Source organism: Variovorax sp. YR566, assembly GCF_051992195.1.
Lineage (GTDB): Bacteria > Pseudomonadota > Gammaproteobacteria > Burkholderiales > Burkholderiaceae_C > Variovorax.
Genome location: NZ_CP197092.1, coordinates 6495119 through 6510978 on the forward strand (window position 1 = coordinate 6495119; position 15860 = coordinate 6510978).

The following is a 15860-nucleotide window of genomic DNA, read 5'->3' on the forward strand; positions in this document are numbered from 1 at the left end:
GACTGCATGGGCCGGGCCGCTCAGCTCTCGGTGACCGAATCGCGTGCAGGCACATCCGGTTCCCGGCGCGCGATGGCGCGCCGAAGCACCTGCAGCAAGTCGTCGACGAAGGTGAAGACGACCGGCACGACGAGCAGGCTCAGCACCGTCGAGGTCAAGAGGCCGCCGATGACCACGATGGCCATCGGCTGGCGGAAGCTGGGCTCCGCCCCGAGGCCGAGGGCGTTGGGCAGCATGCCCGCCCCCATGGCGATGGTGGTCATCACGATGGGCCGCGCCCGCTTGTGGCAGGCGTCGATCAGCGCCTCGAAGCGCCCGAGGCCGCGCTCTCGCCGCGCCAGGATCGCGTACTCGACGAGCAGGATCGAGTTCTTCGTCACGATGCCCATCAGCATCAGGACGCCGATGACCACCGGCATCGAGAACGCCTGGTGCGTCAGCCACAGCGAGAACAGCGCGCCGACCAGCGCCAGCGGCAGGGCCGACAGGATCGTGCCGGGCTGCAGGAAGTCGTGGAACAGCAGCACCAGCACCGCGTAGATGCAGAAGATGCCGATCGCCATGGCGGTACCGAAGCTCTGGAACAATTCGCTCATGCGCTGCACGTCGCCCTGGTCGACGCTGCGAACGCCGGCAGGCAGGGCGCGCAGCGCTGGTAGCTGCATCGCCTCGAGCCGCACGTCACCGATCGCGCGGCCATTGAGCTCCACGGTCAGCGTGACGTTGCGCGAGCGGTCGAGGCGATCGATCTGCGAGGGTCCGCTGCCGAGCGTGACCTCGGCCACCGAGCCCAGGCTCACGCTGCCGTTGCTGCCCGGCACGCGCAGGTTGGCGACGGTGCCGAGGTCGCCGCGCAGCGCCGGGTCCATGCGCACGCGGATCGCGATCTGGCGCTGCGGCAGGTTCAGCTTCGGCAGGACCGTCGAGTAGTCGCCGTAGGTTGCCAGCCGCACCGCGTCGCCAAGCGACTCCGAGGTGACGCCCAGCGACGCCGCGCGCGCGCTGTCGGGGCGCACCTGGATCTCCGGGCGCTGCAGCGCGGCACTCGACGTGACGTTGCCGATGCCCTTGAGCGTGCGAAGCTGCGCCTCGGCCTGCTCGGCAGCGCGCGTCAATGCCTGCGGATCGTCGCTGGCAAGCGTGATCTGCAGTGCTTCGCCGCTGTTGCCACCGCCGACCGAAACACGTACGCCGGGGATCGCTTGCAGCAACTCGCGCATCCTTGCTTCCACGCCCGACTGCTTGAGTTGACGCTCGCCACGTGGAACAAGATTGACTGTCAACGTCGCACTCGTCAGGTCTGCCGAAGATGACATCACGGGTCCTCCCGAAGTTGTCGCGGTGCCGGCGGAGATGAAGACGCCGCGCACCTCGGGCAGCGTGCCCAGCAGCTCTGCGGCACGGCGACTCGCCGCCGCAGTCATCTCCAGCGTGCTGCCGGGTGCCAGCTTGATCGTCACGACGCTCTGGGCCTTGTCCTGTGCCGGCATGAAGGCAGTGGACAGGCGGGTTGCAACACCAGCCGTGGCGATGAAGAAGAACACCGTGGCAGCCACGACGGCACCGCGATTCGACAAGGTCTTGCGCACCCAGCCCAGGTAGCGCGTCATCAGCGGACCATCGGCATCGCCGTGCGCCCCCGCCTTCACCGGCTTCATCAGGTAGGCGGCCATCATCGGCGTCAGCAGCCGCGCGACGAGCAGCGAAACCAGCACCGCGACCGATGCGGTCACGCCGAACTGGCGGAAGAACTTCCCCGGGATGCCGCTCATGAATGCCGTCGGCAGGAACACCGCGACCAGCGTGAAGGTGGTGGCGATGACTGCCAGGCCGATCTCGTCGGCCGCTTCCATTGCCGCCTGGTAGGGCGTCTTGCCCATGCGCAGGTGGCGCTCGATGTTCTCGATCTCGACGATCGCGTCGTCGACCAGGACGCCCACGACCAGCGACAGCGACAGCAGCGTGATCGTGTTGAGCGAGTAGCCCGCCAGCGCCATGAAGCCGAAGGTCGGAATGATCGACAGCGGCAAGGCGGTCGCCGAGATGAAGGTCGCACGCCAGTCGCGCAGGAACCACCAGACGACGACGATCGCGAGCAGCGCGCCCTCGATCAGCAGGTGCATCGAGCCCTCGTAGTTGTCTTCGATCGGCGCGACCGTGTTGCTCGCCTCTGCGATGCTGACCTCGGGGTGTGCCTGCCCGAAGCTGCTGACCGCAGTGCGCACGGCGTTCGCCACACCGACGTCCGAGTAACCGCGCGACCGCGTCACCTGGAAGCCGATGACCGGGCGACCGTCGATGAACGCGAGCGTCGTGGGGTCGGCGCGAGCGTCGCTGATGCGCGCGATCTGGCCCAGCCTCACGTAGCGGCCGTCCGCGAGCGGCACGGTGATCGCAGCGATATCGGCCGGGGTGCCGACGGTCGCGATCATGCGCGTCGACTGCCGCTGGCCGCCGATGTCACCCTGCCCCCCGGAGCTCTCCTTCTGCGTCGACTTCAGCCTGCCCGACACGTCCGAGGGCGTGACGCCGAGGCCTGCCATCAGCGTGGGGTCGAGATCGACATGCACCTCGCGGTCCAGGCCGCCGACGCGGGCGACCGACGCCACCCCCTTCACGGCGAGCAACGCCTTCGTGACGTCGTTGTCGACGAACCAGGACAGGTCCTGCTCGTCCAGCTTGTCCGATGCGATCGTGTAGGTCAGGAAGGCCGAGCCCGCCGTCGTGAGCTTCGACACCGTCGGCGAGGCCATGCTCGACGGCAGCTCGGCGCGCACGCTGTCCACGGCGTTGCGCACCTCGCTCAGGGCCTCCTCGCCGTTCTTGTCGATCTCGAAACTGACGCTGATGGACACCGAGCCGTCCGTGATCGTCGTCGTGACGTGGTCCAGCCGGCTGAGCGAGGCCAGCTTGTCCTCGATCTTGCGCGCGACCTCGGTTTCGAGCTGCGAGGGCGCGGCGCCCTCCAGCGTCGCCGCGATCTGCACCGTCGGCAGATCCATGTCCGGAAAGTCCTGGATCTGCAGCTGCCGGAAACCGATGAGCCCCAGCACGGTGAGCAACGCGAAGAGCAGCAGCGCCGGCACCGGATTGCGGATCGACCACGAAGAGAAGTTCATCGCGCCGCCTCCTGCGCCGCGCCGTGCGTTTCCTTCGACTGGACCACGGTCACCTGCGCCCCCTCGGACAGGAAGGCCCCGCCTTCGGCGACCACGCGCGCATCGGGGGGCAGGCCCTCCACTTCCACGCGGCCGTCCTGCCTGCGGCCGGTCGTCACCGGGCGGCTGCTGACCTTGCCCCCGGCGCCCAGCAGGTAGACATAGGCGCGGCCGTCGCGCAAGGTCACGGCCGTCTGCGGAAGCGTCTGCGCCGCGCGGGGATCGAGTTCGATGACCCCGTTCACGAACGTGCCGAGCCGCGCCAGACTGTTCGCCTGGAGGCTGACGTAGACCGTCGCACGGCCGGTGCTCGTGCTGAGCGTCGGGCCGACCAGCCGCACGCGCCCTCTGGCCAGCTCACCGTCAGGCAATGTCACCCGCACGCTCTGACCTGTGCGCAGGCTCGACACCTGGCGCGCATCGAGCTCCGGACGCCACTCGATGCGGCCCTGGCGCACCATGCGGAACATTTCGGCACCCGCGCTGACGACGTTGCCGAGCACCGCGGACTTCGACGACACGACGCCGTCGTCGACGGCGACGATGCGGGTCTGCCGCAGCTTCAGCTGGATGCTGTCGAGCTCGGCCTCCGCAGACGCAAGCGACGCGCGCGACGTCGCCTCGCTGATGCGGTAGTCCTCCACCTTCTGCGCCGACAGCGATCCGCTTTCTTCGACCATCTTCGCGCGCCGCAGGTTCGAGACTGCCTGCTCCAGCGACGCGCGTGCCTGCGCGACGGCGGCCTGCTGCTTGCGCTGATCGGCCTGCAGGCTCTCGCTGGCCAGCCGCGCGAGCAGGTCGCCGCGCTTGACCTTCGCCCCCACGTCCACCGAGAGTTCGGCGATGCGCAGTCCGCCGGTCTCGGGGCTGACGATGATCTCCTGCCAGGCAGCGAGCTGGCCGCTGGCCTGCACGACGTCGGGCCAGTTCTCGGTCTTCGGCGCGACCACGCTGACGGTCAGCACGCTCGGGGCCTTTGCGTCCGCCGTCGGTGCGGTAGACGCCGTCTTGGGACGTTCGAGCCAAGCGATGGCACCGACCGCCAGCACCACGGCCAGCACACCTGCGCAGATGCGGAATTTTCTATTCGAGAGCAGAGTCTTCATGAGTTTGATTTCGATGCTTCCACCGACCCACCGGTTTGCGATGCGGGCAACGCGGACGCACCCGCCTGCCAGCCTCCGCCGAGTGCCTTGTAGAGGGAGATCCAGTATTCGACGCGGTCGCTCTGCAGCGTGATCAGGCTGATCTCGGCCGACAGGGCCGACCGCCGCGCCTCCTCCAAGGTCAGCAGACTCTCGAGGCCCGCACGCCAGTTCGTCTCGGTGGCCTGGAAGTAGCGGCGGTAGTCGTCGGCCGCGCGTTGCGCCTCATCGACGCGGCGCGCGGTGCTGTCCAGGTTGACCAGCGAACGCTCGACCTCCTTCACCGCGGTGCGCACGCCCTGCCGGTAGTTGGCGAGTGCCGTCTGGTAGTTGGCACGCGCGGTGACGACGGCGGCGCGGCGCTTGCCCCCGTCGAACAGCGGTATCGAAAGCGAGGGACCGAGCGACCATGTCGTGAGCGCCGAAGCGCCCGGCGTCGCCGAGACGGAGATCGATCCCGAGAGCGACAGGCTCGGGTACAGGTCGGCCTGCGCCACGCCGATCTCCGCGCTGCTCGCGGCCAGCTCTCGTTCCAGCGATGCAAGGTCAGGCCGCTGCCGCAGCACATTGGCAGGCACGCTTTGGACCTCCAGTCCGGCCGGCAGGGGCAGGCGGCCGCTGCCGGCTCCATCGCCGGTCTTGCCGCTGGACAGCAACGAGCGCAGCATCGGCTCGTCGCGCCCCGTCAGATCGACAAGAGACTTGACGAGCAGATCGCACTGGGCGCGCTGCGACAGCAGCGTCGAAGTCGTGCTCGCCAGGCTGGCGCGCGCCAGCGCAGCATCGGACTCCGAACTGAAGCCCGCGCGCACCGCGACGGCCGTTGCCCGCTCGGTCTTCGCCGTCGAGACCCGCTCGCGCTCGTAGGCATCGACGAGCAGCTCGCAACCACGGTACTGCACATAGGTGTCGACCACCTCCGCCGCGAGTGACACACGGGCATCGTGCCAATCGGCCACACGCGCGCCGGCGCGGGCTTCAGCCGCCTCGATGTTGTTTCGCACTTTGCCGAACAGGTCGATCTCCCACGCCGCATCGAGGCCCGCGCTGCGTGTCGTCGTCGTTGCCAGTGCGCCCGATACCGACTGCTGCCGCGCGCGGGTGACCGATGCGCTGCCGTCGAGGCTCGGCAAGCCGCTCGCCTGAGAGGTGGTGAGCGTGGCACGCGCCTTTTCAATGGCGGCCCACGCCTTCACGAGGCTCGGACTGTCGCTTTCCGCGATCGCGGTCAGCTGCGCAACGACGGGGTCGTCGAACTGCCGCCACCAGTCGCGCATTGCACCGACGCTGCCGCCATGCGGCAGCACGGCCTGCCAGGCAGGAGGAGTTTCGAGCACCGGCTCGGAGTAGGTACGTCTGGTGGCGCATGCTGCAAGCACGAGGCTTGCAGCACCCAACACGAGGACGGTGAAAAGACGGGTTGCCAAGGGAAGATGCGTAACGCGAGTGAGAAGGCGCGAATCTTAGGAACGCCCTCTGTTCACCTCGGTTCAGAGACGTTAAGCTGGGTAAAAGTCCAGGCACCGATGCGCGCCGGGCCATCAAACGGCGCGATACTGCAAGTCCTATTCACGATCGTCCCATGCCTCGCGTACTTCTTGTCGATGACGACATCGCCCTTACTGAGATGCTGTCGCTCTATCTTGCGCGCGAAGGTTTCGACGTCAATGCAGTGCACGACGGCGAGAGTGGCGCCGCCGAGGCGGTCCGCGGCGCATACGCGATCGTCGTCCTCGACATCATGATGCCGCGCATGTCGGGCGTGGAGACGCTGCGCCGCATTCGCGCCACCAGCCAGTTGCCTGTGCTGATGCTCACGGCGCGAGGCGAAAACATCGACCGCATCGTCGGCCTCGACATGGGTGCGGACGACTATGTGCCCAAGCCCTGCACGCCCGCCGAGCTGGCCGCGCGCATCCGCGCGATCCTGCGCCGCACCGGGGTGCGGGAGCCGGCCAGTACACAACAGGTCAATACACGGATGCTGCAAGTGGGGGAGCTCACGCTGTGGCCCAGCAGTCGACGCGCGTTGTGGTGCGGCAAGCCGCTGGAACTGACAGGCACCGAGTTCAGCCTGCTCGACGTATTGGCGCGTCATGCCGGACAACTCGTCAGCAAGGACGCCATCTCGCAGCAGGCTTTCGGCAGGCCCCTGGCGCGCTTCGACCGTCGCATCGACGTTCATATCAGCAGCATCCGCCAGAAGCTCGGCACGCGCTCGGACGGCCAGTCGTGGATCCAGAGTGTGCGCGGCAGAGGCTATCAGCTGCTGGAAGACTAGCCATGGCGCCACGACGCCGCCGCGATGGACCTGGCCGCCTCTTCTGGAAGCTGCTGCTCGCGATCGTCATGTGCATGGTGCTGGCCATCGGCGGAACGGTGGGCTATATGCAGCTCACTGGCCATGCGCCACCACCACCCGAAGGGATGGCGATGTGGGGTCCGATCCCGATAGTTCCGTTCTTGTCGGCCGTCATCGCGGTGCTGTTCATCAGCCTCGTGTTCGCGTGGTACCTTTCGCGTCCCCTGCGCCACCTGAGCTGGGCCCTCGATCGTTTCGCCGAGGGCCGGCTGGACACCCGGGTCGAACCGCTGATGAGCGGCCGGCGCGACGAGATCGCCGACCTCGCGCGCGACTTCGATCGCATGGCTGTGCGGATCGAGCAGTTGGCGCAGGCCAACCGCGCGCTGATGCACGACATCTCGCACGAATTGCGTTCGCCGTTGACCCGCCTGCAGGCGGCCATCGGTCTGCTGCGCCAGGATCCGTCGCAGACGGCCGTGATGATCGAGCGCATCGAACGCGAGAGCGAACGCCTGGACATGCTGATCGAGGAATTGCTGACGCTGCATCGGCTGGACGCGGGCTCCGCCGGCGCACCGCGGCAGCGCGTCGACGTCATCGAGCTGCTGCAGGCCATCGCCGACGATGCCGGCTTCGAGGCCCACGCATCGCAGCGAACGCTGCAGCTCGATGCGCCGGGCAGCTTCGTGATCGAGGCACACGGCGAGCTTCTCTACAGAGCGTTCGAGAACGTCATCCGCAATGCGCTGAAGTTCAGTCCGGCGGGCAGCGAGATCGGCGTGGAGGCGGTCATCGACGAAGAAGCCGGGGCGCTCGTCACCACCGTGCGGGATCGCGGCCCCGGCGTGCCGCCGGAGATGCTGCAGGCGATCTTCGAGCCCTTCACGCGGGTCGAAGGCAGTGAATCGGTGCGCGGCACCGGCCTGGGCCTCGCGATCGCACGCCGATCGATGCTGCTGCATGGAGGCAGCGTGGAAGCCACCTTGCGCGAAGGGGGCGGTCTCGCCGTGACGCTGACACTGCCAGCACGCGGGTGATGAACTGAAGCGTCGGGGCAAGGCCGACGTTGATTTTTACCCTGCTTAACGTCGCTGAACCGTGGTGAACGTGCAGCGCTCCTACGATCCTTGAACGCTTGAGCAGACTGGCTGAGGGCAGCCACGTTGCACTTGAGCGATCAACGGATGCCTTCATGCCCAACAAAACGCCACTTCTTGACCTGAGGCTTGCAGCCACGGTCGCGCTCTCTCTGTCTGTGCTGCTTCTGTCAGCTTGTGTGCCCCTGGCGCCCCTTCCCCCACCGGTGCCAGTGCCTGCTCCCGTCCTGCTGGCACCACCGGCGCCGGTTCCGCTGGTACCAGGACCTCTGCCGGGACCGATGCCTCGGCCTTGATGCGCCCGTCCTGCGTTCGACCCCAGGCGCCCATGCCAGAGGCCGATCACTCGATCCATGTTTGCCTTTCTGCCCCCTTCCAGAGACCTGTCCATGCCATCCACGCCTGAGCAAGCCCGACGCCCCAGCGGCGTCGCTGCCCCGCAAACGCTGTCGGCCATCCTGCTTGCAGTTGTCACATTGGCCCTGTGGCTGCTTCTGTCCGCAGGCGCCGCCGCGCAACCCGCCCCGGTCGGGCCCGATCCGTTCGCGCCGGTCCCGCCGCCGCCTGTCCCGCTCGCTCCGATCCCGCCTCCACCGGTTCGGCACCCTTTGCCTCCCCCCCCACCCGTTCCGCTCGCACCCGTTCCCCCGCCCGTGGTTGCGCCCCCGGCGCCGCCGCCCTACTACAACCAAGGCGCCATCATCATCGACGTGCCGCCGCCAGCCCCCTATGAGGAGGCCGTACCGCCGCCGCCGTTTGCCAGCGCCATGTGGATCCGCGGCTACTGGGGCTGGGCCGATGGCCGCCATGAATGGGTGCCCGGCCGATGGGAAACGGCACGCCCGGGCTACAGGTACCGCTCGCCGGCCTGGGTGCGGGATGGCCGGGGCTGGCGCCTGAGTCCCGGCGGCTGGACGCGTCGCTGACGGCGGCAGGGTGTGCGCGGAAGGAACCGCCATGCACGGATCGAGCGACTACTGGATAGGCGGGCAGCCTCCCGGCGGCCAGCGGTGGTCCTGCGCCGAGTTCGGCACGGTACTGGACGACGTCGCCACGAGGCAGGCCCTGTTCGGGATGCATGGACGCTACGTCAGGCAATGGAATGCCATCGAGCTCGACCCGAAGCGGAGCCTTCTCGAGCACACGTATCAGGTGCTCGACGCGAAGATTCTCGCGGCCGACGGCAGCTTCGTCCTGCATGGCCGGGCCGACTACCAATCCCACTGGATTCTGGAGATTCTGTTCCGGCGCGGCTTCAAGGAGTTCTACCCATGGACGCTCGAGCGCAATGCCATGCGCTCAACTGCGGACATGCGCAGCGTGCATCTGCACTGGTCGGGCAGCGGCAGGGAAGCATTCGCGCGGTGGCTGGAAGAGGAACAGGCCCCGCCCAGGGAACCTGCGTCCGGTCGATCCATTCTGGTCGGCATGTGGCAACGCCTGCGGGCCATGCAGCCCCGTGCCCGCAACGCGGAAGAAGTCCCACGGCGCGCATGACCAATCTCATGGCCGGACCCATGACCTTCACCTGGCGGAATGCCGCCCGTGGACGAAGGGCGGCCGGATCTTTGCGTATCTTGACACAGGCAGACATCGCTTAACGCATCGCCCTACGACAGTAGGACGATGCCAAGCCATCTCCGATTTCCATGTCATCGCAGGAGTGCTGCCGCAATCGTGGGATTGCTCGGACTTGCAGCGTGCTCCATGCGAACCGATGTCCCCGTCAAGGACAGCATCCCCGCTCCCACGGCCTCCGTCGCTGCGCCCTCGTCGCCATCGTCCACGAAGACACCCGCCGAAGCTGCCGTCTGCAGCGTCGATCTATACGGCGACTCGATCATGCATGGCGGCTACAAGGGCAACCTGCGCCTGGCCGAGCCACCCGCGGCCACGCTGAAGCGCCTGCGGCCCCGCTATGCCGTGCAGGACTTCTCGCTCAATGGCGAGACGGCCACCCTGCGGGCAAAGACATTTGGAAGCGAACCCCGGACAGGGCGCTTTGTCGTCATCGAGCACGGGATCAATGACACGATGCAGCGTCTTCCACTCGAAGTTTCGTTGCGCTCGATGATCGAGACCGTTCGCCGCGAAGGCCGGGAACCCATCCTGACGGGACTTTCCCGGCAGCCGGTGTCGATTCCCGGGCGGACTGCGGCGAATCAATCCATCCGTCGACTGGCCTCCGACTTGCGCGTTCCCTTTGCCGATTGGGATGCCGTGAGATTCACGCCCCAAGAAATGGAGGACGTGCTGCATCCCTCGAAGCCATACTCGGACCGGCTGGTGAAAAGCATTGTCGAAGTCCTCGACCGGCTCGCGCCCGAATGCGTGTGAAGCGGCATCGCTGACGTCGGCAGATGCGGTCCTTCGGATCCCCTGACCGGCCTGCCTGAACTCCGTGGCCAGGCCTCCTTGAACTCGTTGACCACCCCATGAGGCGCTAGGCCGCCCTCAACGCCGCTCTCGCACCTCTTTCGCGCGCTCGAGCGATCTGATGCAGCCAGCCCATGGACATCACACACGGTGCCTGCGTCGAAGGCACTTGTCGCTTCACTGCGACCGTCATCATCGGCCGGTCCACGCGTCACACCATCCATGCCGGCCGCGCTTCGGTGCCTGCATCCGGCATGAAGCCACCAACCTCCACAGCGCAGGGGACTTGCTCACTGCTCCCGCAGGGGCAGGAAGCCCGCGCTCCAGGCCCCCGTCGTGTGCTCAGCGGCGCGCAGCACGCAGTGCCTCGCTGCGTCGGGCGAAACGGGCGGCCCACTCTTCCGCCGGCATGAAGCTGGGGTCCGAGCGCACCACGCGCTCGGTCTGGGCCCAGATCGCCTCGTCGGTGTCTTCCAGGTCCAACGGGTCGCCATGCGGCTGGCTGACGTACCACGGCGTGTCAAGGTACACCTCCACCGTGTTGTCCTCCGGGTCCATGCAGTAGATGGACAGTGCGTTGCCGTGGTTCAGGCCACGCATCTTCGTCGCACCCAGCGCCAGCGCGCGGCCGCGCGCTTCGCGCAAGTGATCGATGGTCTTGACCTTGAACGAAAGCTGCATCACGGTGCTGGGCGCGTCCGCGGCACGACCACCAGCCAGCACCAGCTGGTGATGCTGGTCATCGCGCCCACTCAGGAACACGAGTTCGTAGCGGAAGGTGCCGCCGACGCCCCGATCGGTTTCCTGCATGTCGAACACGCCGGTATAGAAGCGCTTCATCACGACCAGATCGCGGCAGAAGATGCCGCAGTGCGACAGATTGGGAATGTAGGGTGCGTTCACGATGGCCTCGGGCTGAATTCAGTGGGATGCGGGTGGATTCAAGGAGTCAGGACGAGCTTGCCGAGCGAGCCGCCGCTGTCCAGCAGCTGGTGCGCGCGCCGCGCCTCGGCCATCGGCATGCGGGTGGCGCGCGGCGCGCGCACCTTTCCCTGCGCCATCAGCGCGATGGCGTCCTCCATCAACCCACGGCGCTGCGCCACATCGCTGTCGACGGTGTGGATCGAGAAGGTGCGGATCGCCAGGCTCCTGCCGAGCAGCTTGCGCAGCTCGTCGAAGACATCGTTCGAGGGCGGACCCGCGAGGATGTTGTAGGACACGGCCATGCCGAAGGGCGCGAGCGAACGCAGGCAGGCGACGAAGAGCGCGCCGCCGACATGGTCGAACGCGAGGTCGGCGCCGCGGCCCCCGGTCAAGGCCATCACGCGCTCGGGCAGGGTGGCGGGGTCGCCGTCGATGACTTCGCTCACGCCGTTCTCCAGCGCGAAGACGCGCTTCTCGTGCGACGAGGCGGTGCCGATCACGCGCAGGCCGCGTGCACGCGCGACCTGCGCCAGCGCGGTCGCGACACCGCCTGCGGCACCCGGCACCAGGATGGTCTGCGCCGGCAGATTGCCATTGCTCGCGAGCAGTGCGATCGCGAGCTGGAAGTTGCCCAGGCTCACCGCGTCTTCGAAGCCCAGCGCGAGCGGCAGCACGAAGGGCGCCGACTCGCTCATGCAGATGTACTCCGCGTAGCACCCGCCGCGCTGCGCGAGCTCCCGCGCACTCACGAGCACGCGCTCGCCCACGGACAGCTTGGTGACGCCGGCCCCGATCGCATCGACCGTTCCTGCCATCTCGTTGCCCGGAATGGCCGGCAGCGGCGGCATCCACTTGTAGGTGCCGTTGCGGATGAGCACGTCCGGCCCGCCTGCGCCGATCGCGGCGGCCTTGACGCGCACCTGGCCCGGCCCCGGTTCGGGCAGCGGCAGCTCGACCAGCCGAAGAACCTCAGGATCACCTGTTTCGGACAACTGCACGGCGCGCATGGTGTGCTTCGTCATGCTCAACGCTGCCCGTCGTGCGCCGAGACCTGTTCCTTGGCCAGGCCGCCCAGGCGCGAGTGGATGCGTCCGCCGTCGGCCATCACCAGCGCAAAGAGAATCTCGTCGGGCCGCGGCGCGTCCTGGATGCCCACCTCGAAGGTGTTGAAGTGGCTGCGCACGTAGGCGGCATGGATGTAGTGCAGCGGCACCATGAGGCGATAGCCGGTGGCCGCGACGACCTTGGCCGCCGGCACGATGGCCTTGGGGTCGCCCAGCACATGGCGCATGGCCCAGCCGCCGGCCTCGTGCCAGACCGCGCCGTGCTCGAGTTCGCCGTTGACGCCGACGATGGCCGCCTTGCTGTACGCCTCGACCTTGTCCTTGCCGAGCGTGGCCACGAGCTCTTCGGCCAGCGAGGTACCGAGGCTTCGCAGTGCCGCCATGAAAGGCAGCAGGTCAGGTTCGTAGCGCCCGGCGTAGGGATTGCGGATCACCGCGCAGGCGGCGGCGATGCGCAGCGGCTTCGCGGGTGCCGGGCCGCCTTCGTGGAAGACGGTCTCCACGGTGAGGCTTCTCTTGCGCAGCGCGATCAGTGACATGGCTTGATTCCTTCGTTCTTCATTTCGTTTGTTCGTTCATTGCCTGGGAATCTTCGCGTCGGCCACCACCTGGGTCCACTTCTCGAGTTCCCGGGCCACGAGGGCCTTCATCTCCTCGGGCGTGCTGCCGCTCGCCTCGCCGCCCATGTCTTCCAGGCGCTGCCGCACCGACAGGGCCTGCAGCGCGTGCAGCGCCTCGGCATTGAGCCGGTTGACGATCGGGCGCGGCGTGCCCGCCGGTGCCAGGATGCCCGCCCACGAGCGCACGTCATACCCCGCCACGCCCTGCTCCGCAACCGCTGGCACCTTCGGCAGGCCCGGCCAGCGCTGCGGCCCCGTCGTCGCCATGGCGCGCAGCTTGCCGGCCTGGATGTTCGACAGCACTGCCGTGGGCGGCGCGATGATGAAAGGCACCTCGCCACCGAGCAGCGCGGTGACGGATGCCGCATCGCCCCGGTAGGGCACGTGCATCATCGAGACGCCGGCCATCTTGGTGAGAAGCTCGCCCGCGAGGTGGTGCGTCGACCCGATGCCGGCGGTGCCATAGGCGATGGTTCCAGGCGCGGCCTTGGCCGCAGCGAGGATCTCGGCGAGCCCCTGCGCCTTCGAGCCCGCATGGACGACGATCAGGAAGGGGAAGTAGGTGACGGTGGACACGGCCTCGAAGTCGGCCACGGTCTTGTAGGGCAGCGTGTTGTACAGCGCCCCTGCCACCGCATGCCCGCCGGTGGCCAGCAGCAGCGTGTAGCCGTCGGGTTTGGCGCGCGCCACGGTGGCCGCCGCGATGGTGCCACCCGCCCCCGGCTGGGCCTCGACCACGATCGGCTGGCCGAGCGCCTTGCCCATCTCGACGCCCACGGCCCTGGCGATCGCATCCGCGTTGCCGCCCGGGGCGAAGCCCTGGTAGAGCTTCACGGCGCGCTCCGGGTAGCTCTGTGCGAGGGCCTTGAAGGCCGGCCACGCGGCTGCCGTTGCCGCGCCGGCGGCGAGAAGCGTTCTGCGTTTCAAGGTCTTGTCTCCTGGTGCAGCGCCCTGTGGCGGGCGACTCGTGCGCTTGCGGCCCGGCGCGCGTGCGCTCAGTCCTGTGCGACCACCGGGTTGCGAAGCAGCCCCACGGCCTCGATCTCGACTTCGACCACGTCGCCAGGCTTCATGAAACGCGGCGGCTTCTTGCTCCAGCCCACGCCGGCCGGCGTGCCGGTGGCGATCACGTCGCCGGGCACCAGCGTGAAGATGGTGGAGGCATAGGCAATGAGACGCGGGATGGAGAAGATCATGTGGCCCGTGTGGCTCGACTGCACCACCTCGCCGTTGAGCCGCGTCTCGAGCTTGAGCTCGCGCCCGGGCGCGATCTCTTCGGCCGTGACCATCCAGGGGCCGAAGCCGCCGGTCGCTTCGAAGTTCTTCCCCGAGGCGATCTGCTTGGCATGGAACTGCCACTCGCGCACGCTGCCGTCGTTGTAGCAGCTGTAGCCCGCCACGTGATCCCACGCATCGGTCTCTTGGATGTCGCGGCCTTCCTTGCCGATGATCACCGCCAGCTCGCCCTCCCAGTCGAGCGACTCCGACACGCGCGGGCACACGATCGGCCCCTCGTGCGGCGTCTGCGAGCGCCACACGCGCAGGAAGATCGGCGGTTGCTCGGAGAGCTCGCGATGCATGCCCGCGGCCAGCACCTCCTGGTGGTGGTCCATGTAGTTGCGCACCGCACAGACGATCTTCTCGGGCTTCGTGATGACGGGCAGGTAGCGCACATCGGACAGCGGCACATCGGCGGCGAGCCCTGCAACCAGTGCGTCGCGACGCGCGAAGTCCGCACTGGCGATGAAGTCGGCCAACGTGGCGTGGCCGGTGCGCGCGGCCAACTCGACCACACCGCCATCGACGACGGCGCCCCAAGTTTCGCGGCCTGCGAGGGAGTAGGACATCAGTTTCATGCGTTGCTTCTTTCGGATTGGACGTTGCACGGCAGGTCGGCACAGCCCCCGCCCGATATCCATATTAATGCATGAAGACGTTTTTGTGCATAAAAATATCTTCGTGCATGTTTAATCCAAGGCGCATTCACGCGGCCCATGCGGCAGCGAAAGAAGAGCGCTGCCATCGCCAACCACGATGCGTCGGCAGGGGCACGGCTTCCTACACTGCGAAGCCGGAACCACAAGACAACGGAGACAACAACACCATGGCAAGAAACATCCTCCGCGTCGCGGCGGCCCTGGCGCTCACGACGCTGGTCGGCTGTGCGAGCGGCCCTTCACTGCAGGTGGCCGAGATGGGCAGCTTTCATGTCGGCGGGCGCGCCGTCACGCTCGCGGGCCTGCCGCAACGGGAACTCGTGTTCACGCCCGGCGCGCCGCCGCTCAAGCTCGACCCGAACGGCGACTTCGAGGTCGAGGCGCTGTACGCGCGCTACACGCGGCTGTGCAAGCCCAAGGCGAGGTACCCGCCGCTCCTGTGGCACGGCGGTGGACTGGCGGGCACCACCTTCGAGACCAAGCCGGACGGGCAGCCCGGCTGGGAGAACTTCTTCCTGCGCGCGGGCTACGACGTCTACGTGAGCGACGCGGTCGAGCGCGGTCGCGCGTCGTGGGCCCGCTACCCGGAGATCTTCAAGAGCGAGCCCTTCTTCCGCCCGAAGAAGGAGGCCTGGGAGCTCTTCCGCATCGGCGACACCGACTCGTACGCCACCGATCCCGCCAAGCGCCGCGCCTTGCCCGGCACGCAGTTCCCAGTGACAGCCTTCGACCAGTTCGCCAAGCAGGCCATCCCGCGCTGGGGCACCAACGATGCGGCCACCCAGGCCGCCTACGACGCCTACGTGGACAAGGTCTGTCCCTGCGTCATCGTCGTGCACAGCCAGGGCGGCAACTTCGCCTTCAATTCCGCGCTGAAGTATCCGCAGAAGGTCAAGGCACTGGTGGCGGTCGAGACCTCGGGCTCGCCCAACGCCGACACCTATGACTTCGCGCGCGTCAAGGGGGTGCCCATGCTCTGGGTCTGGGGCGACAACCTGGGCAAGTTCGCGTTCTGGGAGCGCATCGCGGCGCAGCAGGAGCAGTTCCGCGACAGCCTGGTGCGCGCCGGCGGCAAGGGCGAGCGCATCGTGCTGCCGGAGATCGGCATCACCGGCAACTCCCACATGCTCATGATGGACCGCAACTCCGACCAGATCGCCGCGCTGATCGACCAGTGGCTAGCCAGGCAGGGACTGAAGAACTGAAGTGCCCGCGATCGCCGGGCACCAGGGAG

The 15860-nt window shown here is 67.7% G+C and carries 14 protein-coding genes; 6 read left to right on the forward strand and 8 right to left on the reverse strand.

Going from position 1 to position 15860, the window contains the following annotated elements; all coding sequences use genetic code 11:
• Positions 1–20: 20 nt before the first annotated feature.
• Genes ACTG4X_RS30430 through ACTG4X_RS30440 form a run of 3 tightly spaced genes read right to left on the reverse strand, consistent with a single transcriptional unit; the run spans position 21 to position 5730 of the window.
• Positions 21–3119: an efflux RND transporter permease subunit gene (locus tag ACTG4X_RS30430; protein ID WP_440532715.1), complete on the reverse strand. Its 3099-nt coding sequence runs from the start codon at positions 3117–3119 to the stop codon at positions 21–23.
• The gene (locus tag ACTG4X_RS30435) at positions 3116–4264 is read right to left on the reverse strand and encodes an efflux RND transporter periplasmic adaptor subunit (protein WP_440532716.1); all 1149 of its coding nucleotides are present in this window, start codon (positions 4262–4264) and stop codon (positions 3116–3118) included. Before ACTG4X_RS30435 ends, ACTG4X_RS30430 begins: the two co-directional genes overlap by 4 nt.
• A complete protein-coding gene (locus ACTG4X_RS30440; RefSeq protein ID WP_440532717.1) occupies positions 4261–5730 on the reverse strand; it encodes an efflux transporter outer membrane subunit in 1470 nt (489 codons plus the stop codon). The genes ACTG4X_RS30435 and ACTG4X_RS30440 overlap by 4 nt, the downstream gene beginning before the upstream one ends.
• Positions 5731–5885: 155 nt before the next feature.
• Between ACTG4X_RS30440 and ACTG4X_RS30445 the strand changes: the two genes are divergently transcribed.
• From ACTG4X_RS30445 to ACTG4X_RS30465, 5 genes are all read left to right on the forward strand, one after another.
• Positions 5886–6584, forward strand: coding sequence for a response regulator (locus ACTG4X_RS30445; protein ID WP_440532718.1), 699 nt, complete (start codon positions 5886–5888; stop codon positions 6582–6584).
• A 2-nt stretch (positions 6585–6586) separates the two neighbouring features.
• On the forward strand, positions 6587–7645 hold the full coding sequence (locus ACTG4X_RS30450; RefSeq protein ID WP_440532719.1) for a HAMP domain-containing sensor histidine kinase: 1059 nt from the start codon (positions 6587–6589) through the stop codon (positions 7643–7645).
• A 713-nt stretch (positions 7646–8358) separates the two neighbouring features.
• Positions 8359–8631, forward strand: coding sequence for a hypothetical protein (locus ACTG4X_RS30455; protein ID WP_440532720.1), 273 nt, complete (start codon positions 8359–8361; stop codon positions 8629–8631).
• 31 nt (positions 8632–8662) lie between these two features.
• Positions 8663–9202, forward strand: a complete 540-nt coding sequence (locus tag ACTG4X_RS30460; protein ID WP_440532721.1) for a hypothetical protein — start codon at positions 8663–8665, stop codon at positions 9200–9202.
• 210 nt (positions 9203–9412) lie between these two features.
• Positions 9413–10042, forward strand: coding sequence for an SGNH/GDSL hydrolase family protein (locus ACTG4X_RS30465; protein WP_176947672.1), 630 nt, complete (start codon positions 9413–9415; stop codon positions 10040–10042).
• A 381-nt stretch (positions 10043–10423) separates the two neighbouring features.
• Here ACTG4X_RS30465 and ACTG4X_RS30470 read toward each other — a convergent pair whose 3' ends face one another.
• From ACTG4X_RS30470 to ACTG4X_RS30490, 5 genes are all read right to left on the reverse strand, one after another.
• Positions 10424–10984: a VOC family protein gene (locus tag ACTG4X_RS30470; protein ID WP_440532722.1), complete on the reverse strand. Its 561-nt coding sequence runs from the start codon at positions 10982–10984 to the stop codon at positions 10424–10426.
• 38 nt (positions 10985–11022) lie between these two features.
• Positions 11023–12027, reverse strand: coding sequence for a zinc-dependent alcohol dehydrogenase family protein (locus ACTG4X_RS30475; protein ID WP_440532723.1), 1005 nt, complete (start codon positions 12025–12027; stop codon positions 11023–11025).
• Positions 12028–12029: 2 nt separating this feature from the next.
• The gene (locus ACTG4X_RS30480) at positions 12030–12608 is read right to left on the reverse strand and encodes an amino acid synthesis family protein (protein WP_440532724.1); all 579 of its coding nucleotides are present in this window, start codon (positions 12606–12608) and stop codon (positions 12030–12032) included.
• 36 nt (positions 12609–12644) lie between these two features.
• Positions 12645–13616, reverse strand: a complete 972-nt coding sequence (locus tag ACTG4X_RS30485) for a tripartite tricarboxylate transporter substrate binding protein (protein ID WP_440532725.1) — start codon at positions 13614–13616, stop codon at positions 12645–12647.
• 68 nt (positions 13617–13684) lie between these two features.
• Positions 13685–14545: a fumarylacetoacetate hydrolase family protein gene (locus ACTG4X_RS30490; protein ID WP_440532726.1), complete on the reverse strand. Its 861-nt coding sequence runs from the start codon at positions 14543–14545 to the stop codon at positions 13685–13687.
• Positions 14546–14793: 248 nt separating this feature from the next.
• Between ACTG4X_RS30490 and ACTG4X_RS30495 the strand changes: the two genes are divergently transcribed.
• Entirely contained in the window at positions 14794–15831 is a 1038-nt protein-coding gene (locus tag ACTG4X_RS30495) for an alpha/beta fold hydrolase (RefSeq protein WP_440532727.1), read from the forward strand.
• Positions 15832–15860: the final 29 nt, after the last annotated feature.

Coding starts and splice junctions, on each gene's coding strand:
- ACTG4X_RS30430 (WP_440532715.1), bottom strand. CDS start 3,119: ATGAACTTCTCTTCGTGGTCGATCCGCAATCCGGTGCCGGCGCTGCTG.
- ACTG4X_RS30435 (WP_440532716.1), bottom strand. CDS start 4,264: ATGAAGACTCTGCTCTCGAATAGAAAATTCCGCATCTGCGCAGGTGTG.
- ACTG4X_RS30445 (WP_440532718.1), top strand. CDS start 5,886: ATGCCTCGCGTACTTCTTGTCGATGACGACATCGCCCTTACTGAGATG.
- ACTG4X_RS30450 (WP_440532719.1), top strand. CDS start 6,587: ATGGCGCCACGACGCCGCCGCGATGGACCTGGCCGCCTCTTCTGGAAG.
- ACTG4X_RS30460 (WP_440532721.1), top strand. CDS start 8,663: ATGCACGGATCGAGCGACTACTGGATAGGCGGGCAGCCTCCCGGCGGC.
- ACTG4X_RS30465 (WP_176947672.1), top strand. CDS start 9,413: ATGCGAACCGATGTCCCCGTCAAGGACAGCATCCCCGCTCCCACGGCC.
- ACTG4X_RS30475 (WP_440532723.1), bottom strand. CDS start 12,027: ATGACGAAGCACACCATGCGCGCCGTGCAGTTGTCCGAAACAGGTGAT.
- ACTG4X_RS30480 (WP_440532724.1), bottom strand. CDS start 12,608: ATGTCACTGATCGCGCTGCGCAAGAGAAGCCTCACCGTGGAGACCGTC.
- ACTG4X_RS30490 (WP_440532726.1), bottom strand. CDS start 14,545: ATGAAACTGATGTCCTACTCCCTCGCAGGCCGCGAAACTTGGGGCGCC.
- ACTG4X_RS30495 (WP_440532727.1), top strand. CDS start 14,794: ATGGCAAGAAACATCCTCCGCGTCGCGGCGGCCCTGGCGCTCACGACG.